The organism is Vibrio sp., assembly GCF_050299255.1.
Classification (GTDB): domain Bacteria; phylum Pseudomonadota; class Gammaproteobacteria; order Enterobacterales; family Vibrionaceae; genus Vibrio.
Window position 1 is genome coordinate 45,054 of the sequence record NZ_JBNKVP010000011.1, and the last position, 19,199, is coordinate 64,252.

At 51.3% G+C, this 19,199-nt stretch carries 21 protein-coding genes; 13 read left to right on the forward strand and 8 right to left on the reverse strand.

The window, feature by feature from the left end; all coding sequences use genetic code 11:
* Positions 1–336: 336 nt before the first annotated feature.
* From cysB to ACQY6F_RS05465, 5 genes are all read left to right on the forward strand, one after another.
* The gene (cysB, locus tag ACQY6F_RS05445; protein ID WP_428772779.1) at positions 337–1,311 is read left to right on the forward strand and encodes an HTH-type transcriptional regulator CysB; all 975 of its coding nucleotides are present in this window, start codon (positions 337–339) and stop codon (positions 1,309–1,311) included.
* Between the two features lie 59 nt (positions 1,312–1,370).
* The gene (locus ACQY6F_RS05450; RefSeq protein ID WP_428772780.1) at positions 1,371–2,573 is read left to right on the forward strand and encodes a methyltransferase; all 1,203 of its coding nucleotides are present in this window, start codon (positions 1,371–1,373) and stop codon (positions 2,571–2,573) included.
* Positions 2,574–2,728: 155 nt separating this feature from the next.
* A complete protein-coding gene (locus ACQY6F_RS05455; RefSeq protein WP_428772781.1) occupies positions 2,729–3,694 on the forward strand; it encodes an ABC transporter substrate-binding protein in 966 nt (321 codons plus the stop codon).
* 68 nt (positions 3,695–3,762) lie between these two features.
* On the forward strand, positions 3,763–4,701 hold the full coding sequence (locus ACQY6F_RS05460) for an ABC transporter permease (protein WP_428772783.1): 939 nt from the start codon (positions 3,763–3,765) through the stop codon (positions 4,699–4,701).
* Complete coding sequence (locus ACQY6F_RS05465; RefSeq protein ID WP_428772785.1) at positions 4,698–5,492, forward strand: ABC transporter ATP-binding protein; 795 nt, start codon at positions 4,698–4,700, stop codon at positions 5,490–5,492. The genes ACQY6F_RS05460 and ACQY6F_RS05465 overlap by 4 nt, the downstream gene beginning before the upstream one ends.
* 85 nt (positions 5,493–5,577) lie before the next feature.
* On the opposite strand, the gene dusC is transcribed toward ACQY6F_RS05465, so the two are convergent.
* On the reverse strand, positions 5,578–6,531 hold the full coding sequence (dusC, locus tag ACQY6F_RS05470; RefSeq protein WP_428772787.1) for a tRNA dihydrouridine(16) synthase DusC: 954 nt from the start codon (positions 6,529–6,531) through the stop codon (positions 5,578–5,580).
* Positions 6,532–6,686: 155 nt separating this feature from the next.
* Here dusC and ACQY6F_RS05475 point away from each other — a divergent pair, with 155 nt between their 5' ends.
* From ACQY6F_RS05475 to serS, 4 genes are all read left to right on the forward strand, one after another.
* Positions 6,687–7,295 (forward strand): SEC-C metal-binding domain-containing protein, encoded by a 609-nt coding sequence (locus ACQY6F_RS05475; protein WP_428772788.1) that lies wholly within the window; start codon positions 6,687–6,689, stop codon positions 7,293–7,295.
* A 98-nt stretch (positions 7,296–7,393) separates the two neighbouring features.
* Positions 7,394–7,990: an outer membrane lipoprotein chaperone LolA gene (gene lolA, locus ACQY6F_RS05480; protein ID WP_428772790.1), complete on the forward strand. Its 597-nt coding sequence runs from the start codon at positions 7,394–7,396 to the stop codon at positions 7,988–7,990.
* Positions 7,991–7,992: 2 nt separating this feature from the next.
* A complete protein-coding gene (locus ACQY6F_RS05485; protein ID WP_428772791.1) occupies positions 7,993–9,342 on the forward strand; it encodes a replication-associated recombination protein A in 1,350 nt (449 codons plus the stop codon).
* Between the two features lie 81 nt (positions 9,343–9,423).
* The gene (gene serS, locus ACQY6F_RS05490; RefSeq protein WP_428772793.1) at positions 9,424–10,731 is read left to right on the forward strand and encodes a serine--tRNA ligase; all 1,308 of its coding nucleotides are present in this window, start codon (positions 9,424–9,426) and stop codon (positions 10,729–10,731) included.
* 336 nt (positions 10,732–11,067) lie between these two features.
* Here the strand turns inward: serS and ACQY6F_RS05495 are convergent, their stop codons facing one another.
* From ACQY6F_RS05495 to ACQY6F_RS05505, 3 genes are all read right to left on the reverse strand, one after another.
* Positions 11,068–11,559 carry a YchJ family metal-binding protein gene (locus ACQY6F_RS05495; RefSeq protein WP_428772794.1) on the reverse strand — a complete coding sequence of 164 codons (492 nt, stop codon included), beginning with the start codon at positions 11,557–11,559 and terminating at the stop codon, positions 11,068–11,070.
* Between the two features lie 87 nt (positions 11,560–11,646).
* Positions 11,647–12,378: a UDP-2,3-diacylglucosamine diphosphatase gene (gene lpxH, locus ACQY6F_RS05500; RefSeq protein WP_428772796.1), complete on the reverse strand. Its 732-nt coding sequence runs from the start codon at positions 12,376–12,378 to the stop codon at positions 11,647–11,649.
* 46 nt (positions 12,379–12,424) lie between these two features.
* On the reverse strand, positions 12,425–12,919 hold the full coding sequence (locus ACQY6F_RS05505; RefSeq protein ID WP_428772798.1) for a peptidylprolyl isomerase: 495 nt from the start codon (positions 12,917–12,919) through the stop codon (positions 12,425–12,427).
* Positions 12,920–13,116: 197 nt separating this feature from the next.
* On the opposite strand from ACQY6F_RS05505, the gene cysS reads away from it, so the two are divergent.
* Together cysS and ACQY6F_RS05515 are read left to right on the forward strand one after the other, a co-directional pair.
* Positions 13,117–14,502: a cysteine--tRNA ligase gene (cysS, locus tag ACQY6F_RS05510; RefSeq protein ID WP_428772799.1), complete on the forward strand. Its 1,386-nt coding sequence runs from the start codon at positions 13,117–13,119 to the stop codon at positions 14,500–14,502.
* Between the two features lie 69 nt (positions 14,503–14,571).
* Positions 14,572–15,150, forward strand: a complete 579-nt coding sequence (locus tag ACQY6F_RS05515; protein ID WP_428772801.1) for a thymidine kinase — start codon at positions 14,572–14,574, stop codon at positions 15,148–15,150.
* An 86-nt stretch (positions 15,151–15,236) separates the two neighbouring features.
* Here ACQY6F_RS05515 and infA read toward each other — a convergent pair whose 3' ends face one another.
* The 3 genes from infA to aat form a co-directional block, all read right to left on the reverse strand.
* Positions 15,237–15,455 (reverse strand): translation initiation factor IF-1, encoded by a 219-nt coding sequence (gene infA / locus ACQY6F_RS05520; protein WP_001040192.1) that lies wholly within the window; start codon positions 15,453–15,455, stop codon positions 15,237–15,239.
* 79 nt (positions 15,456–15,534) lie between these two features.
* Entirely contained in the window at positions 15,535–16,233 is a 699-nt protein-coding gene (locus ACQY6F_RS05525) for an arginyltransferase (RefSeq protein ID WP_428772802.1), read from the reverse strand.
* Positions 16,230–16,952: a leucyl/phenylalanyl-tRNA--protein transferase gene (gene aat / locus ACQY6F_RS05530; RefSeq protein ID WP_428772804.1), complete on the reverse strand. Its 723-nt coding sequence runs from the start codon at positions 16,950–16,952 to the stop codon at positions 16,230–16,232. The genes ACQY6F_RS05525 and aat overlap by 4 nt, the downstream gene beginning before the upstream one ends.
* Before the next feature lie 26 nt (positions 16,953–16,978).
* Here aat and ACQY6F_RS05535 point away from each other — a divergent pair, with 26 nt between their 5' ends.
* A complete protein-coding gene (locus ACQY6F_RS05535) occupies positions 16,979–17,434 on the forward strand; it encodes a glycine zipper 2TM domain-containing protein (RefSeq protein ID WP_428772805.1) in 456 nt (151 codons plus the stop codon).
* 148 nt (positions 17,435–17,582) lie between these two features.
* Complete coding sequence (gene aroA / locus ACQY6F_RS05540) at positions 17,583–18,863, forward strand: 3-phosphoshikimate 1-carboxyvinyltransferase (protein WP_428772807.1); 1,281 nt, start codon at positions 17,583–17,585, stop codon at positions 18,861–18,863.
* An 88-nt stretch (positions 18,864–18,951) separates the two neighbouring features.
* Here the strand turns inward: aroA and ACQY6F_RS05545 are convergent, their stop codons facing one another.
* A complete protein-coding gene (locus ACQY6F_RS05545) occupies positions 18,952–19,197 on the reverse strand; it encodes a YciN family protein (RefSeq protein WP_428772808.1) in 246 nt (81 codons plus the stop codon).
* Positions 19,198–19,199 lie beyond the last annotated feature (2 nt).

The following is a 19,199-nucleotide window of genomic DNA, read 5'->3' on the forward strand; positions in this document are numbered from 1 at the left end:
CAACCAACGCAATTATTAAACCAATATTCATATATCCCGTATCTTATTTGTATTATGGCTAGCGTCTAAGCATACACGAATCCGCTAGCGAGCTGCACTGACATTTGACACTACACTATTATTACCGTTCGGCATTTGATTATTAATGAAAAACTGTATCTCAGGGTAGAATATGAGTGCTGGATTGCAAAAACTACTTTCGTGATGCTACTTCCAAGCTAAATCAACACTCTCCGATAAATTTACTACCAATTTGCCATTAATCACGTTATAACTAAATATTATATGGTATGTAAACTTAACCAGGTCTTTTGCTAAGGGATTACGAGGTCCAGAATGAAGTTACAACAATTGAAGTATATTGTTGAGGTGGTCAATCACAACCTGAATGTTTCGGCAACCGCCGAGAGCCTGTACACCTCTCAACCTGGTATCAGCAAACAGGTTCGGTTACTGGAAGACGAACTCGGTATACAGATTTTTGAGCGCAGCGGTAAGCACCTTACCCAAGTAACTTCTGCAGGGGAAGACATTATTCGTATCTCGCAGGAGATACTGTCCCGGGTGGAGAGTATTAAGGCTGTTGCCGGTGAGCACACCCACCCGGAAATGGGCACTCTGAATATATCCACCACCCACACTCAGGCGCGCTATGCGCTGCCAGAGGTGATTAAAGGTTTCACTGCCCGCTATCCGAAAGTGTCACTACACATGCACCAGGGTACGCCGTCACAGATGTCTGAAGCGGTTGCTAAAGGGACGGCCAACTTTGCCATTGCCACCGAAGCGCTCCATCTCTATCAAGACGCTATCATGCTGCCTTGCTACCACTGGAATCGCTCGATAGTGGTACCGAAAGATCACCCGCTAGCGCAGAAGAAAGAGATCACTATTCAGGATCTGGCTGCTTATCCCTTGGTCACTTACGTATTTGGCTTTACTGGCCGTTCCGAGCTGGATACCGCATTCAACAAAGTCGGCCTGACACCTCGGGTGGTGTTTACTGCCACCGATGCCGATGTGATCAAAACCTACGTCCGGATGGGGATAGGTGTCGGTGTGATCGCCAGTATGGCAATCGATAAAGAGCAGGATACGGATCTGGTGGCGATTGATGCCAGCCACATATTTGGCGCCAGTACCACCAGCATCGGCTTTCGCCGTGGAACCTTCTTACGCTCTTATATGTTTGATTTTATGGAACGCTTTGCGCCGCACCTTACCCGTCCGGTGGTCGAACAGGCGATTTCATTGAAATCGAATGCTGAAATAGAAGAGATGTTTAAAGACATCGACCTGCCGATAAGATAGTCACACTTTATTCTTACTCGGGTTAACTATAAAATGCGCGCTTTGTAACAGGAGCGCCCATGTTAGCCCGTTTCCATCAAATCGATAACACGCTGACCGAATACCAGCCTTATTGGCGCTTCGAACCGTTTTTGTATGCCCGCACAGACCGCTATCCCAGCTGGCCTGAACATGCCTCCTTATGTGATTGGTTACAGCAACTGACGCCTGAGCAGATAACAGAGCTGAAATCTGCCCCCGACAAACTGACTGACACAGTCTCGGCATTTTTACCCAATGACATAGCAGCACTCACTGCGCTGAGTCGCGTTGATGTAGCCGCTGACGTCACCCTGCCACCCAGACTGGCCTGCGGTATTCCGGGTCGCAAGTTGCAGCAGATCCTGTCACTCAGTGCCGTCGCCTTGACCAGCGATATTAAACCAGAATGGCTCGAGTGGTGTTCTGGAAAAGGTTATCTGGGACGCCTGCTGGCCAGCGAGTCTGGCAGTGCGGTGACCAGCCTGGAATATCAGCGGTCGTTGTGTGAGTCCGGTCAGCGCGAAGCGGACAAACTGGGGTTGCCGATGCGGTTTGTTCAGGCTGATGCTTTGGCAGACAACGCCACGGAACTGATGCATAACCGTCAGCATGCGGTGGCATTACACGCGTGTGGTGATTTACATATCTCTCTGTTGCAAAAGGCGGCGCAAAAGCGGCTTGCGGCGATTACGCTGTCGCCATGTTGTTACCATTTAACCCGTGACAGCCACTATCAACCCATGAGTCAAGCGGCGAAACAGTCGTGTTTACGCTTAAGCAAGGCGGAATTGCGGATACCGTTGCAAGAGACGGTCACGGGGGGAGAGCGGGTGGTCCGTCACCGAGAAACGGAGATGATTTACCGCCTGGGGCTGGATGCGCTTCTGCAACAGCAGCTCGCCATATCCGACTACCTGCCCATACCCAGTATCAAAAAGTCGCAGCTGGCACTGGGATTTGAACACTTTTGCCAATGGGCGGCCGCAGAGAAAGGGATCGTATTGGCCGACTGTGACTATCAGTACTATCAACAGATAGGTGAACAGCGCTTCTGGCTGATGGAGCGGCTCAGCCTGGTACAACAGCTATTTCGTCGGCCGTTAGAAATATGGCTGGCGCTGGATAAGTGTCTCTTTCTGCAACAGCAAGGTTATCAGGTTACGCTAACAGAATTTTGTGATAGAGAAATCACGCCACGAAACATTGTTATCCAGGCTTTGGCTAAAAAAGCAGCTAAGTAATCTAGCTCTCTTTTTGTTAGCTTGGTGTTAAAACATGCTTCCCATTTCGCTCACTTGCTGGTAATAATTGTGTCCATGCACAATAGTGCATTAAAAATACAACACACAACATCGCACAAATACAATATTACAATTGCTGAAATCAAGGAGTTGAGATGAAAGCAAGCAAAGTTATCGCGACCGCCGTACTCACAGGTGCTGCATTACTTTCTTCCGCCAGTATCATGGCAAAAACGGCCAAGGTGGCCGTATCACAAATCGTTGAGCACCCAGCTCTGGATGCGACTCGCCAGGGCCTGCTAGATGGTCTGAAAGCGAAAGGCTACGAGCAAGGTAAAAATCTGGACTTTGACTATAAGACGGCTCAAGGCAATCCTGCTATTGCGGTTCAGATTGCTCGTCAATATGTCGGTGAAAATCCGGATGTACTGGTGGGTATTGCTACTCCGACCGCTCAGGCACTGGTTTCAGCTACCCGCTCAATCCCGGTTGTCTTTACTGCAGTTACCGATCCGGTAGGGGCAAAACTGGTCGACAAGATGGAACAGCCTGGCAAAAACGTCACTGGCCTGTCCGACTTGTCTCCGGTCGCGCAACACGTCGACCTGATCAAAGAGATCCTGCCTAACGTGAAATCAATTGGTGTCGTGTTCAACCCAGGTGAAGCCAACGCAGTGACACTGGTTGATCTGCTAAAAGAAAGCGCAAAAGCGAAAGGCATTCAAATTGTTGAAGCCACGGCTCTGAAAAGTGCAGATGTTCAATCGGCTACCCAAGCCATTGCGGCTAAATCTGACATCATCTACGCGCCAACCGACAACACAGTTGCCAGTGCAATTGAAGGCATGATCGTTGCCGCAAACCAGGCTAAAACGCCGGTTCTGGCGGGTGCCACCTCATACGTAGAAAAAGGTGCAATCGCGGGTCTAGGCTTTGACTACTACCAGGTAGGCGTTCAGACCGCTGATTATGTTGCCGCAATTCTGGAAGGTCAGGCTCCGGGTTCACTGGACGTACGCGTTGCTAAAGGTTCTGACCTGATGGTGAACCAGAGTGCCGCGGAGAAATTGGGCATTACCATTCCACAATCCGTTCTGGATCGTGCTACTAGTGTGAAATAGTCCACTATACTGAATGACCGGTAGGGCGTCGCTCTGCCGGTTTTCTTTAAGGCAGAAAGGGAGTTTGTATGTCTGCTTTTGCATTCTTTGGTGCCCTGGAAATAGGGTTACTTTACGGTTTAGTGGCTCTGGGCGTTTACTTGACCTTCCGTGTACTGGATTTCCCCGATCTTAGTGTTGATGGCAGCTTTCCTATGGGCGCCGCCGTTGCAGCAACCGCTATCGTAGCTGGCATTAACCCTTGGGTGGCAACCGGTATGGCCATCCTGGCGGGGGCGGCGACTGGCTGGGTGACGGCATTTCTGGCGGTACGTTGCGGTATTTTACACCTGCTTGCGTCGATCCTGACTATGATCGCGGCCTTCTCAATCAATATTCGCATCATGGGCCGACCTAACATGGCACTGTTAGGCGAAGAAACGATCCTGACTCCGTTTGAAACTATCGGCGATCCGATGCTGATTCGCCCACTTGTCGTGGGTGTGCTGGTGCTGATTTCATCCTGGTTTGTGGTTCGTTTGCTGAACAGCGATTTTGGCCTCGGGCTGCGCGCCACCGGCGTTAATGCACGCATGGTGAAAGCGCAGGGTGGCAGTACATCCTTTTACACCTACTTTGGTCTGGCGCTGTCGAACGGCTTTGTCGGCTTCGCTGGGGCTCTGTTCGCGCAAACCAACAGTTTTGCCGATGTTACCTCCGGTGTCGGTACCATAGTCGTCGGCCTTGCGGCGGTGATTCTTGGTCAGACACTGATCCCGGGGCGAAAAATCTGGGTTGCGGTACTGGCGGTTGTGGTTGGTTCGGTGTTGTACCGGCTGGCTGTGGCCTTTGCGCTCAGTACCGGTATGTTCGGTTTGCAGGCATCGGATCTGAACCTGGTGACCGCTATTCTGGTCGCGATTGCACTGATCGCACCGAAGATAAAGGGAAACCTGAAAGCAAAAAAGGGTAGTGCTCCTGCCCAGACGTCTTCGAGGCAGGAAAAAACACCAGGAGAAACGGCATGATTCGTTTGGAAGATATTCAAGTAACTTTTAATCCTGGTACTATCCTGGAAAACCGCGCGCTGAGAGGGGTTGACCTGGAAGTTCCAGAACATCAGTTCCTCACCGTTATCGGTTCGAACGGTGCCGGTAAATCAACCCTGCTTGGCGCGGTGACTGGCGAGACGCCTATGATTGGTGGCCGGGTACTGATCGATGAAACTGATGTCACGCGGCAAACGGTCGACCAGCGCGCCAGCCAGTGTGCCCGGGTATTTCAGGATCCACTGGCCGGTACGTGTGGTGAGCTGACCATAGAAGAGAACATGGCACTGGCCTACATGCGTGGTAAAAGGCGCGGCTGGGGGCACGCTCTGTCGAGTAAACGGCGCAAACTGTTCCAGGAACGAATCAGCATTCTTGGCCTGGGGCTGGAAGATCGCTTAGGTGACAGCATTGGTCTGTTGTCCGGCGGTCAACGCCAGGCAGTCAGCCTGGTGATGGCAACTCTGTCTGAGAGTAAGCTGTTGCTGTTGGACGAGCATACCGCCGCACTCGATCCGCGCATGGCGGCGTTTATCATCGATCTGACCAAACGAATTGTCAGCGAGTTTAATCTGACCGTGATGATGGTAACCCACTCGATGAAAGACGCGCTGGCCTGTGGTGACCGTACCGTGATGCTTCACCAGGGCGAAATCGTCCTGGATGTGGCCGGAGAGCAGCGCGCCAATATGCAGGTGCCGGACTTGCTGGAGATGTTCTCCAAGGTCCGTGGCGAAGAGCTGGCCGACGACAGCTTATTGTTGGGGTAAGGTTCCAAGCTAAAACGCAAAGGGAGGCATCATGCCTCCCTTAATTATTTGTCAACCTGATTCGCTGTGCCGGAACCAGCCGATGTTAGTTCATCGCCAGTTGCTGCTGATATTGCTGCAGGTATTCGACGATCGGTGCCGCTTTGTTAAAGGTGCGGATTTCGCGGAACAGGTCGCCAGCCGGTTGGTAGTGTTGGCGCAGATAAGCCAGCCACTGCTTAACCCGGTTCGGGTAGTAGAGGCCTTTGTCGCCTTTGATTTCGTAGCCGGAATAGACCAGCAGCAGCTTAACCACTTCACTCCAGGCCATCGGCGGCTGATTGTGCTTCACCACGTTACCCAGGTTGGGAATGTTAAATGCCCCGCGGCACACCATGACAGAATCAACCCCCGTGGTCTTGATACAATCCTGGCCATCCTGATAGTTCCACACTTCGCCGTTGGCGATTAACGGGATAGAGCTGCGCTGGCGAATCTCATCTATGTAGTGCCATTTGATCTCGCTGGCTTTGTAGCCGCCCTGTTTAGTGCGGGCGTGTACGGTCAACTCATCGGCACCGGCCTGTTCGATGGCATCAACGATTTCAAAGCAGTCGTCCGGGTTCTCCCAGCCGAGACGAATCTTGGCACTGACCGGTATCGAGGAAGGTACCGCCTGCCGACACGCTTTCACTACCTGGTGAATAATGTCGGGATGTTGCAACAAGGCCGCACCGCCTTTGCTTTTGTTCACCAGTTTAGCCGGGCAGCCGAAGTTGATGTCGATGCCTCTGGCGCCCAACGAGGCGGCGCGGGCGGCATTCTCGGCCATCCACCCCGGCGCTTGTCCCAGCAACTGAATATGAACCGGTACGCCAGATTTGGTCGCACTGTCCTGAGCCAGTTCCGGACACAGCCGGTGGAACACGTGGTCCGGCAACAGCTGATCAACCACGCGTACAAACTCGGTGACGCACAGATCATAATCATTGATGTCGGTGAGGATCTCGCGCATCAGGTGGTCTAACACGCCCTCCATTGGGCCAAGGATAACTCGCATACAAAAAGGTCTCTGGTTCGGGAGGCGAGATTTTAGAGCGAAGTGATGCAAATGTCATCTATTGGTGATTTTCTGCCGCCGGTGGGCACTCTGGGTGACCGCCAAGGTCAGAATCGGTATAATGCCCTAACTTGCAGTAACTGGGTTATCCAGCAATGACTTATCAATTGATTAACTTCGCCGAGCCGGCGGAGGAAACCCCCTGGTTTTTTGAAGGCGCGATTCTGGCGGCTAACTTTACCACTCAACCTCTGGAGCCGGAAAGCTGGCTGACGCCTCTGTTTGGTGAACAGGCAGCAGTGCTACGTCCGCAGGTAACCGAACAGATCCAGGCGCAATATCAGGCACTAAAAAGTGGCCAATATAGTCTGCTGACGTTGCTGGACACGAGTCAGCCAGAACAATTGGCAGACCTGGCTGAAGGTTTTATGTCGGTCTGGCCACAGCTAGAGCCGCAGTGGCAACAGGCCCAGCTTGCCGATGGGACCCTGCGTATGCTGCAGGCTCTGCTGACGACGTTTATGCTGGCGATTGATGAAGCGCAGACACGCGAACAGATGGAGCTGGCCGGTATTGTGCCTGCGCCGAGGCTCACGGACTTTGTGGATCAGCTTGACGTAATGGTCAGCGAAGTGGCTTTAGCGGCAGATGAATTGATGCACGGCTCCAAGGCACAGAGCGTTAACCCATTTAAACAGGTGGGGCGAAATCAGGATTGCCCTTGCGGTAGTGGCAATAAATTTAAACATTGTTGTGGCCAGTAGGCGGAATCTTTTGCCAATAACATAATCCAATTGGCTATTACGCAGGGCAAACAACCGATACCAGTCCTGCCTGGCTAAAAGGATGGAGTAATAACTGAATGAAGAAACTGTTTTTGTTGCTATTGTGTTCCGGTGCGGCACTGGCTAATCCTCAGCAGGAGTTAAGTCACCGCCTGGGGATCAATCATGGCTTTAGCGCCCAATTTTCCCAGCAGGTGCTGAGTCCGGATGGCGAAGTCGTGATGGAAGGGGAAGGGGAAGTGGACATTGCCCGGCCCAGTCTGTTTCGCTGGAACACCATTACCCCCGACGAAAACCTATTAGTCTCCGATGGTAAGACATTGTGGTACTACAGCCCGTTTATCGAGCAGGTCAGCATATTTAATCAAGAGCAGGCAACCGAGCAGACCCCATTTGTGCTGTTAACCCGCAACAAAGCCAGCGATTGGGACAACTATCTGGTCAGCCAGCAGGGAGACAAGTTTACCCTGGTGCCGACGGCGATAGACTCGACCCAGGGCAAATTTGATATCACCATCGATCCTAAAGGAGTGGTGAAAGGCTTTACCGTGATTGAGCAGGACGGCCAGCAAAGTCAGTTCAGCTTTCACGATGTAAAACTGACCACACCGGATAAAAAACTGTTCACTTTTACTATACCCAGAGGGGTTGAAGTCGACGATCAGAGGAACTGAGCGTGAGCAATTACAGCCTGGATTTCTCCGGGGATGACGATTTTCGCCCGTTGGCGGCCAGAATGCGTCCGCAGACCTTACAGCAGTATATCGGCCAGCGTCATCTGGTGGGCGAAGGCAAACCACTGCGCCGGGCGCTGGAGTCCGGTCAGATTCACTCAATGATCCTGTGGGGACCGCCAGGCACCGGTAAAACTACCTTGGCGGAAGTCGCCGCTAACTACGCCAACGCGGAAGTCGAACGGGTTTCGGCTGTGACCTCGGGCGTGAAAGATATTCGTCTGGCGATAGATAAAGCACGAGAAAACCAGTTAGCCGGCCGCCGGACTATCTTGTTTGTCGATGAGGTCCACCGATTCAACAAGTCTCAACAGGATGCATTTCTGCCGCACATAGAGGATGGCACGGTCACCTTTATCGGTGCGACGACGGAGAATCCCTCGTTTGAGCTTAACAATGCACTGTTGTCCCGTGCCCGAGTCTACAAGCTGACCTCATTGTCGCAGCAGGATATCCTGCTGGGGCTGCAGCAGGCGGTATCCGACAAACAACATGGCCTGGGCAATATCCCGGTCTGTTTCGTCGACCAGGTGTTGGAGAGACTGGCGGAGCTGGTGAACGGCGACGCCCGCATGTCGCTCAATTACCTTGAATTGCTGTATGACATGGCAGACGAAGATCCACAGGGGCAGAAGCTGATAACCTTGCCGCTGCTGGCCGAAGTCGCCGGTGAAAAAGTCGCCCGTTTTGATAATAAAGGCGATATTTGGTACGACCTGATTTCGGCAGTACACAAATCGATTCGCGGCTCAAATCCGGATGCCGCGCTGTACTGGTCTGCCCGTATGATCGCCGCCGGATGTGATCCGCTCTATATTGCCCGCCGCCTGCTGGCGATTGCGTCAGAAGATATCGGTAATGCCGACCCGCGAGCGATGCAGGTGGCACTGTCTGCCTGGGACTGCTTTACCCGGGTCGGACCGGCCGAAGGCGAGCGCGCCATTGCCCAAGCGGTGGTTTACCTGGCGTGTGCGCCGAAAAGTAACTCCGTTTACACGGCCTGGAAGCAGGCGCTGTCCGATGCGCACAACTTACCTGAATACGAAGTCCCGGTTCACCTGCGTAATGCGCCGACCAGCCTGATGAAAGATCTTGGTTACGGCGCGGAATACCGCTATGCCCATGATGAACCCGGAGCTTACGCGGCAGGCGAACGTTATTTACCGCCGGAAATGGCCGACACCCGTTACTATTTACCGACAAATAGGGGCTTGGAAGGAAAAATTGGCGAAAAGTTAGATTACTTGGCCAGTTTAGACGCAAAAAGCCCACAAAAGCGCTATGAAAAATAGTGGCTTTTCGATATCTTTACCCTGTTTGAATTTCGATAACGCTTAAGCGTTTTTTTATCACTATAAGGCATAGGATTAGCAATGCTGGACTCTAAATTACTTCGTACAGAGCTGGATGAAACAGCTGCAAAACTGGCACGCCGCGGGTTTACCCTCGACGTAGACACTATCCGTCAACTTGAAGAACAACGTAAGTCGATTCAAGTAGAAGTTGAAAATTTACAGTCCTCTCGTAACTCCATCTCCAAGCAAATCGGCCAGAAAATGGCGGCCGGTGATAAAGAAGGCGCGGAAGAAATTAAGAAACAGATTGGTACTCTGGGTAGCGATCTGGACGCCAAAAAAGTGGAACTGGTTCAGGTTCAGGAACAGCTTGAGCAGATCACACTGTCAGTGCCGAATCTGCCAGACGACTCAGTGCCAGACGGTAAAGATGAAGACGAAAATGTGGAAATCTCCCGCTGGGGTGAACCGCAAAGCTATGACTTTGAAGTTAAGGACCACGTTGATCTAGGTGAAATGGGCGACGGTCTCGACTTTGCCAGCGCGACTAAGATCACCGGTGCCCGCTTTATCGTCATGAAAGGCCAGTTTGCCCGTCTGCACCGTGCCATCGCACAGTTTATGCTGGATTTGCACACAGAACAGCACGGCTACACTGAAATGTACGTGCCGTATCTGGTTAACGCCGACAGCCTGTACGGTACCGGTCAGTTGCCAAAATTTGGTAAAGATCTGTTCCATACCGAACCGCTGGCAGAAAAAGTCAACGATGAAGAGCCGCGTAAGCTTTCGCTGATCCCGACGGCCGAAGTGCCGCTGACCAACCTGGTGCGCGATACCATTTCAGAAGAAGCTGAGCTGCCACTGAAGCTAACTGCCCACACGCCGTGTTTCCGCTCTGAAGCGGGCTCTTACGGGCGTGATACTCGCGGCCTGATCCGCATGCACCAGTTTGACAAAGTCGAGCTGGTTCAGATCACTAAGCCGGAAGATTCCATGGCGGCGTTGGAAGAGCTGACCGGTCACGCTGAAAGAGTACTGCAGCTGCTTGAACTGCCGTACCGTAAGGTAGTGCTGTGTACCGGTGATATGGGCTTTGGTGCCCGTAAGACTTACGATCTGGAAGTCTGGGTACCCGCACAGAAAACGTACCGTGAAATCTCTTCTTGTTCTAACATGTGGGATTTCCAGGCGCGCCGTATGCAAGCCCGCTTCCGTCGTAAAGGTGAGAAGAAACCAGAACTGGTTCACACACTAAACGGCTCTGGTTTGGCGGTTGGTCGTACTATGGTCGCCATTCTGGAGAATAACCAGGAAGCCGATGGTCGTATTCGTATCCCGGTTGCACTGCAGCAATACATGGGCGGAGTCACTCATATCGGCTAATCCGCACGATAGAGTAAGAAAAAACAAAAAGCTGACGTGATGTCAGCTTTTTTTTAGCTCTGATGCCGGTATGAAGGCAAGCTGCCCGGTGCGCTCATCTATTCGATAGGGCGATATAAACCATTTTGCCGGTTTTTCGCTTCCGCAGTAACATAAGCCCTGTCTGGTAACGAAAGCAAACAAACTGACTACGCTGTTTGGATACTTTCTAACTGGTGCCCTGTAATCCGGAACTGTCCTGCCGGATTGGGAAATGAGAAATCATTGTGTTTTTATATTTACCTTGTTTACCCTTTTGAGTAGCCGCAAACGGTATGTTTGCGGTTTTTTTTTAACTCAATTTCGGCCACAACACTTCTTGAACTTTTTTCCGCTTCCGCACGGACAGGGATCATTTCGCCCCACTTTGTTACCAGCAGAGCAATCGCGCGGCTTACCTTGGTCCGGGAAAGTACCATCAATGTAGTACCAGCGGCCGTCAAGGCGAATAAAGCGTGAACGCTCCGTCAGTTGGTATTCCTGGCCATCGTCGATAAAACGGGCACTAAACGTGACAAAACCTTCGTTTTCATCCCGGCCAGGTTCGGTACCCTTAACGTCCAGCCCTACCCATTGGCTCATTATTGAGGCCTGGATCGCGTCCCGGTCCTGCTCTGCATGGCAGTCGGGGTGATAGGTCTCGACGACAAAATCGGTCAGTTGCTTTACATGAGCACAGTAGCGTGAACGCATAAGCTGTTCAGGCGTGATGGCGTTACTGGCATCCAGATGGATCGGCTGACAGCAGTCTTGATAAGTCTTACCGCTGCCGCAGGGACATAGCTCCATGAGTTTTCTCGCTTGATAAGAAGTGGAAACGGGTTGCTGCCAAGTGTAGTGACCCGGCAGGTTATTGCAAATCTGGTTAGCTTGCGACTATTCAGCCTGAAAAGGCCGCTGCTGCAGCTCAAAGCCGTCGGGAGTGACCACCAGAACTGACCCTTGCTGATACCAGTCTCCTAATACCACTCGGGTACGTCCGGGGATTTCGCCAGCGGTATCATGCACGGCAGGGCGGTGGGTATGGCCATGGATCATCCAGTCCACTTTGTGTCGGTCTAACACCAAATCGACCTCTGGTGGCGTGACATCCATGATATCCAGTGATTTTCCCTGTTTCACATCTTTGATCTGTGACTGGACATTGGCCACAATCCGTCGCCGGATGAAAAAAGGCAAATGGTTGAACAGCCACTGTAACCAGGGTTGATTGACTTTGGCGCGGAACTCGAGGTATTTGACATCCCGGGTGCACAAGGTGTCGCCATGAAGCACGACCGCTTTTCGGCCATACAAGTCAATCACGGTTTCATCGCCAAGCAGTGTTACGCCGGTTTTTTGCGCAAAGCGCTTGCCAACCAGAAAATCCCGGTTGCCGCGGGTAAAGTAGCAGGCGACACCGGCTTGAGTCAGCCGGCGGAACTCCGCAAGGATCTGGGTTGCAAAAGGCGAGCTATCGTCGTCGCCAATCCAGAATTCAAACAGATCGCCCAGTACGTATAGCGCATCCGCGTGCACCGCTTCTTCGCGCATAAATCGGACGAAACAGTCGGTGATTTGTGGGGAATCCGGAGTCAGGTGTAAATCGGCAATAAATAGTGTGGTCATAAAAGAAACAGAGAGTGCGTTGGCACTCTCTTAAACTGAATGGTGATTAGTCTTCGATGGTGGTGCCAGTGATGATCACTTCATCCAGTGGTACATCCTGGTGCATGCCGTAAGAGCCAGTGCTGACTCCTTTGATCTTATTGACAATGTCCATGCCTTCTACGACTTCACCGAATACACAGTAGCCCCAACCATCCAGGCTTTCAGAACGGAAATCCAGGAAGGTGTTGTCGTTGACATTAATAAAGAACTGCGAGCTGGCAGAATGTGGTTCCATAGTACGAGCCATGGCGATAGTGCCGGTTTTATTGCTCAGGCCGTTGTTGGCCTCGTTCTTAATAGAAGCACGGGTCGCTTTTTCGCGCAGGCCGGATTCCATACCACCGCCCTGAATCATGAAACCATCGATAACACGGTGGAACAGTGTGTTGTCGTAGAAACCTTCGCGACAGTATTGCAGAAAGTTAGCACTGGTTTCTGGTGCTTTTTCTTCGTTAAGTTGAATTTTGATGTCGCCGAAATTGGTATGTAGGGTGATCATGGTTATTCCCTTACTGATATCTTGAGTTTGAAAGTGAGATTCTATCTCAACTTCTGTCAGTTTAACACGCCCAAAGTCGGAGTTATGGGATCCTGCTGATCAGATGGCGTTTTTTACCGCATTCAGGGATGACTCGACACGAAGCAAATTGCTATACTGAGCCACTATTTTGTTTCACTCATTATTAGATAGAGATCATGCTGAAGATTTATAACTCGCTCACCAGACAGAAAGAGGAATTCAAACCAATCACCGCCGGTAAAATTGGCATGTATGTGTGTGGGGTAACCATCTATGATCTCTGTCATATCGGTCATGGCCGTACATTCGTTTCGTTTGATGTTGTGTCCCGTTACCTGCGTTTTCTCGGTTATGACCTGACATTCGTCCGTAACATCACCGATATTGATGACAAAATCATCAAACGCGCGGCAGAAAACGGCGAAGCGTGTGAGACGCTGACAGAGCGATTGATCGGAGAAATGTACGCCGATTTTGATGCCCTGAACATGAAACGTCCCGACGTTGAACCGCGTGCGACCCAGTTTATCGCTGAGATTATCGAACTGGTTGAGAAGCTGATTGAGCGCGGCTTTGCTTATGTGGCAGACAACGGCGACGTGATGTTTGAAGTCGGCAAGTTTGACGACTACGGCAAGCTGTCCAAACAGGACCTCGACCAGCTGCAAGCGGGTGCCCGGGTAGATGTTGAATCTGCCAAACGCAGCCCGCTAGACTTTGTACTGTGGAAGATGTCCAAACCGGGTGAACCGACCTGGGAATCACCATGGGGACCGGGCCGTCCGGGCTGGCATATTGAATGTTCGGCAATGAACTCCTCTATTCTGGGTAACCATTTTGATATTCACGGCGGCGGATCTGATTTGCAGTTCCCTCATCACGAAAATGAAATCGCTCAGTCTTGCTGCGCTCACGGTACCCAGTATGTGAATACCTGGATGCACAGTGGCATGGTGATGGTTGATAAAGAGAAGATGTCCAAGTCGCTCGGCAACTTCTTCACCATCCGTGATGTCCTGCAGCACTACGATGCGGAAACGGTACGCTACTTCCTGATGTCCGGTCATTACCGTAGTCAGCTCAACTACAGTGAAGATAACCTGAATCAGGCTCGTTCTGCGCTGGAGCGTCTCTACACGGCGCTGCGCGGCCTGGATACCACCGCTGAGGCGTCCGGCGGAGAAGAGTACGTGGCGCGCTTTAAAGCCGCGATGGATGACGACTTCAATACCCCGGAAGCTTACTCCGTTCTGTTTGATATGGCCCGCGACATCAACCGCATTAAAGCCGAAGATCTGGCAGCGGCCAACGGCCTGGGTGCCCGCATGCGTGAACTGGCGGATGTGATCGGTATTTTGTACCAGGAGCCAGAAGCCTTCTTGCAAGGTGGCAGCGACGAAAGTGACGATGAAGTGGCGGAAATCGAAGCTATGATCAAACTTCGCAACGATTCTCGTGCCGCTAAAGACTGGGCCAATGCTGATAAAGCCCGCGATCGTCTGACGGAAATGGGCATCGTGCTGGAAGATGGCCCTCAGGGAACCACCTGGCGTCGTAAATAAATAATTTCAGGGGCTGCGCAGGCGGCCCCTTTTAAATCGCATTTCAAAACCTTAGACAGGAAATTTCCAGTGGCTCAGATGTACTTCTATTACTCGGCGATGAATGCCGGTAAATCCACTACGCTTTTGCAATCTTCATTTAACTACCAGGAACGGGGCATGAACCCGGTGATTTTTACCGCCGCGCTGGATGATCGCTACGGTATCGGCAAAGTCAGTTCCCGGATCGGTTTGCAGTCAGATGCACAGCTGTTTCGACCCGACACCGATATGTACCAGGCGATTGCAGCGTTAAACGAGCAGCAGTTGCTGCACTGTATTCTGGTGGACGAATGTCAGTTTCTCTCTAAGCAGCAGGTGTATCAGCTGACTCAGGTGGTGGATAAACTGCATATCCCGGTTCTGTGCTACGGCTTGCGCACCGACTTCCTCGGTGAGTTGTTTGAGGGAAGTCAGTATTTACTGGCGTGGGCGGATAAGCTGGTTGAGCTGAAAACCATCTGCCACTGTGGTCGCAAAGCTAATATGGTGATCCGTACTGATGAGCAGGGCAATGCGATTCGAGAAGGTGACCAGGTGGCCATTGGTGGTAATGATCGCTACGTCTCTGCCTGCCGACAGCACTATAAGGAAGCACTGGGCAAATAAGCTTTTGGAGCTGCGGGTATCACAAGACAGCCATAAAAAAACGGAGCATCGGGCTCCGTTTTTTTATGGATTCCGATAATCAGAGATTAACGAGCACGGAAGACGATGCGGCCTTTTGATAGATCGTATGGAGTCATCTCTACAGTTACTTTATCACCGGTAAGAATTCGAATGTAATTCTTACGCATTTTGCCAGAGATGTGAGCAGTAACCACGTGACCGTTTTCTAGTTCCACGCGAAACATAGTGTTTGGAAGAGTATCAAGGACAGTGCCTTGCATCTCAATTACGTCTTCTTTAGCCATTTATTCCTCTTTAATGAATGGGGCAATTTCACGGCCGATACTGCCGCTAATCGATCAACATGTAAAGTTGTGGCGTATTCTACCCTTGCCAACGCTGATTTACTAGCCTTTGATGACGATGAAATCGGACTTTGTAGTTCATCGCCGGGCATTCATCGATCTGATAGCCAAGATAAAGCCAGTGTTTGCTGTGTTCACGGCAGTATTCGAGCTGGAAAAGTACCGCCAAAGTACCGAGCGACAGCGGGATGTCGGGGTCATAAAAGGTATAAAACGCACTCGCACTGTGTTCCATGACGTCTGTGACCGCGACCGCGACCAGGGTTTGCTGATCATAGATGTGTAAAAATTGGGTGTTGAGCCAGTTGCAGTGAGAAAATTGGTAAAATTCATCTTTTTTGGGCGGATACATAGAGCCGTTTTGATGACGAGCATTGATGTACCGGCTGTAAAGTGCAAACCAGTCCGAATCCAACTCTGGCTTAAGCTGCCAACTGAGATGACGAGATTTACTCAGCAGTCGTTTCTGGCTTTTGCTTAAGGCGATGTCTGCAATACTGACCCGCAGCGCCTGGCAGGCACTGCAGCTATCACAATGGGGCTTGTAAATCATGTCGCCACTGCGTCGAAAGCCGTTAGCCAGTAAAATCTCGTAGTTGGCGCTATTGTGCATTTGCGGGTCGAGAGCCACCGCGACACGCTCATGCCGATCGGCCAAATAGCTGCAAGGGTGCTGGCCGGTCAGACCAATACGAATGTGCTGTAAATCAGAGCTCATCCACTAACCTCTGGCGAAGTGGTTAACCACTGGGATTGATAACAAGACGTTTCAAGATAGCGTTCTCTTAATGATAGCAGGGATTGGATAAATTCTTCACGTCGACATTCCTCCGCTCCCAGTGATGCCAGGTGGTTATTCATCATCTGGCAGTCAATCATCTGGCCGCCACACCGACTGAAATGCTCACAGAAGTACCAGAGGGCAATTTTTGACGCGTTACTGCGCAGGCTGAACATGGATTCGCCACAGAACACCTGGCCGACAGAGACGCCGTATAATCCACCGATCAGCTGGTTATCCTGCCAGACTTCCACCGAATGGCAAAACCCAAACTGGGCCAGTTGCTGGTAGGCTGCGCGCATTTCCCGGGTGATCCAGGTCATTGAGTCTCCCCGGGTCAGCGCGCAGTTATCGATCACTTGGTCGGTCGCCTGGTTGATACTGACCTGATATTGATGCTTGCGCTGAAATTTTTTAAGACTTTTGGCCGGTTTAAATGTCTTAGGATTAATAATGGCGCGTTGTGACGGACTCCACCACAATATAGGTTCACCCGGCCCGTACCAGGGGAAAATCCCTTTGCGATAAGCAGCGAGAATACGTTCCACAGACAAATCGCCGCCGTAGGCCAGCAGCCCATCGGGATCGTAAAGTGCCAGCTCAATGGCCGGGAACCAGAGTGATTCTGAGTCTAATTCAGTAAGATAAGTCGCCATAATTTTCCGACGTGAGGAAACAACCTATGAAGAAATGGTATTGGATCATATTGATTTTTCCAGTTTTTGCCAATGCTGCTTATGAGCGAAATACCGCCAGACCGGTCAACCAAGTGGTATTTGGCAAAGTAGAATCAGTGCGTTACATGACCAAGCACGATGTGGTTAAGCTACAGGGCAGCGGGTGGGAAACCCTGCTTGGCGCGGTGGTGGGTGGTGTTATTGGTCATCAGTTCGGTGGCGGACGCGGTCGAGAGGTCGCAACGGCAGTGGGTGCCATCGCCGGGGCGACGGTGGCTCATAACAGAGCGAACCAGCAGTACAAGGTGGAATACAGGTTGGTTGAACTGCTGATCATGACCGAAGATAAGCGCTTGGTGGATGTCATCCAGGATATTGACCGTAGCATGCTGTTTCAGGCCGGCGACCCGGTCAGAATCCTCTATTTTGACGATGGTGTTCGTGTCGACAAAACCTATTAATCCGCCAACTGGATTCTTCGTAAAAATATTGCCTTCGGTGACCACATTAGGTCTGGTTTTGGATCACATTTTTGGTTAGTCTGCCAGTACGAAGAATTTTTCATCATCCCGGCAGGAAGCCAGGGTGTATCAAGGAATTACAGATTTAATGGAAAGCCTTACGTTACAACCAATTAAAAAAGTGAACGGCGAAGTCAATTTGCCTGGTTCTAAAAGTGTGTCTAACCGGGCGCTACTGCTTGCCGCGCTCGCCAAGGGTACCACCCGTCTGACCAACCTTCTCGACAGCGATGATATTCGCCACATGTTAAATGCGTTAACGCAACTGGGTGTGACCTACCGGTTGTCCGCTGACAAAACGGAATGTGAAGTGGAAGGCTTAGGTGGTGCGTTCAGCGTTCAGGGCAGCGTGGAACTGTTTCTGGGTAATGCCGGAACGGCGATGCGTCCGCTGGCCGCGGCGTTATGCTTAGGGGAAGGGGAGTATGTCCTCACTGGCGAACCTCGAATGAAAGAGCGCCCCATCGGCCATCTGGTTGATGCCCTGAAACAAGCCGGTGCCCAAATCGAATATCTGGAAAATGAACACTACCCACCGCTGAAAATTACCGGTACCGGTCTGAGTGGCGGGGAAGTGTCGATCGATGGGTCTATCTCCAGCCAGTTTCTCACTGCATTTCTGATGTCCGCGCCGTTGGCGAAAGGGGACATTACTATCAATATCATCGGTGAACTGGTGTCTAAACCGTATATTGATATCACCCTGCACATCATGCGTCAGTTTGGTGTTGAAGTGGAAAACCACAATTACCAGCAGTTTGTCATTCGCCATGGTCAGAGTTACCTGGCACCGGGCGATTTCCTGGTTGAAGGTGACGCATCATCCGCTTCTTACTTTCTGGCAGCCGCGGCGATCAAAGGCGGTGAAATCAAAGTCACCGGAATTGGTAAAAACAGTATTCAGGGCGATATCCAGTTTGCAGACGCGCTGGAGAAAATGGGTGCGCAGATCGAATGGGGTGAAGATTACGTCACTGCCCGGGCTGGCGAATTGAATGCCGTCGATATGGATTTCAACCACATTCCGGATGCGGCGATGACCATTGCCACCACGGCGCTGTTTGCCAAGGGCACTACGGCAATCCGCAATGTTTATAACTGGCGCGTCAAAGAGACCGATCGCCTGGCGGCGATGGCAACCGAATTGCGTAAAGTAGGCGCAGAAGTGGAAGAAGGGGAAGATTACATCGTCATTACTCCGCCTCAACAGCTGATTCACGCTGCGATCGATACCTACGATGACCATCGCATGGCGATGTGTTTTTCGCTGGTGGCACTGAGTGATACGCCGGTGACCATCAATGACCCGAAATGTACTTCCAAGACTTTCCCTGACTATTTTGACAAGCTGGCCCAATTAAGCCAGTAAACTCAGTCGGTCTGGCGGTAAAAGAGTCCTGATTAACGAAAAGCTTGCCGGGGTGGCAAGCTTTTTTTTGATCATGCTGCGCTGAACATTATTCAAGGGTAAATTCTTTTGATAGCTGGTGCGCCAGATACTTGAACATATTGAACACCGCGGTGGTATTCTCGGTAGGCAGGCCCTGTTCATCCAGAAAATAATTGCCTTTGAACACCAGCACGCCGTCTTTCTCTTCCACCGAATCGGCACGCATGCCCTCAATGTAGTTGTCGTGACTTTGGATAATCTGATTGGCGATCAGCAATAAATCAAATTGGGAAACGACTTTTTTCTCACTCATAT

Bases quoted from the DNA above. Each gene is read 5' to 3' on its own strand.
- cysB (WP_428772779.1), top strand. From the start codon at position 337: ATGAAGTTACAACAATTGAAGTATATTGTTGAGGTGGTCAATCACAAC.
- ACQY6F_RS05450 (WP_428772780.1), top strand. From the start codon at position 1,371: ATGTTAGCCCGTTTCCATCAAATCGATAACACGCTGACCGAATACCAG.
- ACQY6F_RS05455 (WP_428772781.1), top strand. From the start codon at position 2,729: ATGAAAGCAAGCAAAGTTATCGCGACCGCCGTACTCACAGGTGCTGCA.
- ACQY6F_RS05460 (WP_428772783.1), top strand. From the start codon at position 3,763: ATGTCTGCTTTTGCATTCTTTGGTGCCCTGGAAATAGGGTTACTTTAC.
- ACQY6F_RS05465 (WP_428772785.1), top strand. From the start codon at position 4,698: ATGATTCGTTTGGAAGATATTCAAGTAACTTTTAATCCTGGTACTATC.
- dusC (WP_428772787.1), bottom strand. From the start codon at position 6,531: ATGCGAGTTATCCTTGGCCCAATGGAGGGCGTGTTAGACCACCTGATG.
- ACQY6F_RS05475 (WP_428772788.1), top strand. From the start codon at position 6,687: ATGACTTATCAATTGATTAACTTCGCCGAGCCGGCGGAGGAAACCCCC.
- lolA (WP_428772790.1), top strand. From the start codon at position 7,394: ATGAAGAAACTGTTTTTGTTGCTATTGTGTTCCGGTGCGGCACTGGCT.
- serS (WP_428772793.1), top strand. From the start codon at position 9,424: ATGCTGGACTCTAAATTACTTCGTACAGAGCTGGATGAAACAGCTGCA.
- ACQY6F_RS05495 (WP_428772794.1), bottom strand. From the start codon at position 11,559: ATGGAGCTATGTCCCTGCGGCAGCGGTAAGACTTATCAAGACTGCTGT.
- lpxH (WP_428772796.1), bottom strand. From the start codon at position 12,378: ATGACCACACTATTTATTGCCGATTTACACCTGACTCCGGATTCCCCA.
- ACQY6F_RS05505 (WP_428772798.1), bottom strand. From the start codon at position 12,919: ATGATCACCCTACATACCAATTTCGGCGACATCAAAATTCAACTTAAC.
- cysS (WP_428772799.1), top strand. From the start codon at position 13,117: ATGCTGAAGATTTATAACTCGCTCACCAGACAGAAAGAGGAATTCAAA.
- infA (WP_001040192.1), bottom strand. From the start codon at position 15,455: ATGGCTAAAGAAGACGTAATTGAGATGCAAGGCACTGTCCTTGATACT.
- ACQY6F_RS05525 (WP_428772802.1), bottom strand. From the start codon at position 16,233: ATGAGCTCTGATTTACAGCACATTCGTATTGGTCTGACCGGCCAGCAC.
- aat (WP_428772804.1), bottom strand. From the start codon at position 16,952: ATGGCGACTTATCTTACTGAATTAGACTCAGAATCACTCTGGTTCCCG.
- ACQY6F_RS05535 (WP_428772805.1), top strand. From the start codon at position 16,979: ATGAAGAAATGGTATTGGATCATATTGATTTTTCCAGTTTTTGCCAAT.
- aroA (WP_428772807.1), top strand. From the start codon at position 17,583: ATGGAAAGCCTTACGTTACAACCAATTAAAAAAGTGAACGGCGAAGTC.
- ACQY6F_RS05545 (WP_428772808.1), bottom strand. From the start codon at position 19,197: ATGAGTGAGAAAAAAGTCGTTTCCCAATTTGATTTATTGCTGATCGCC.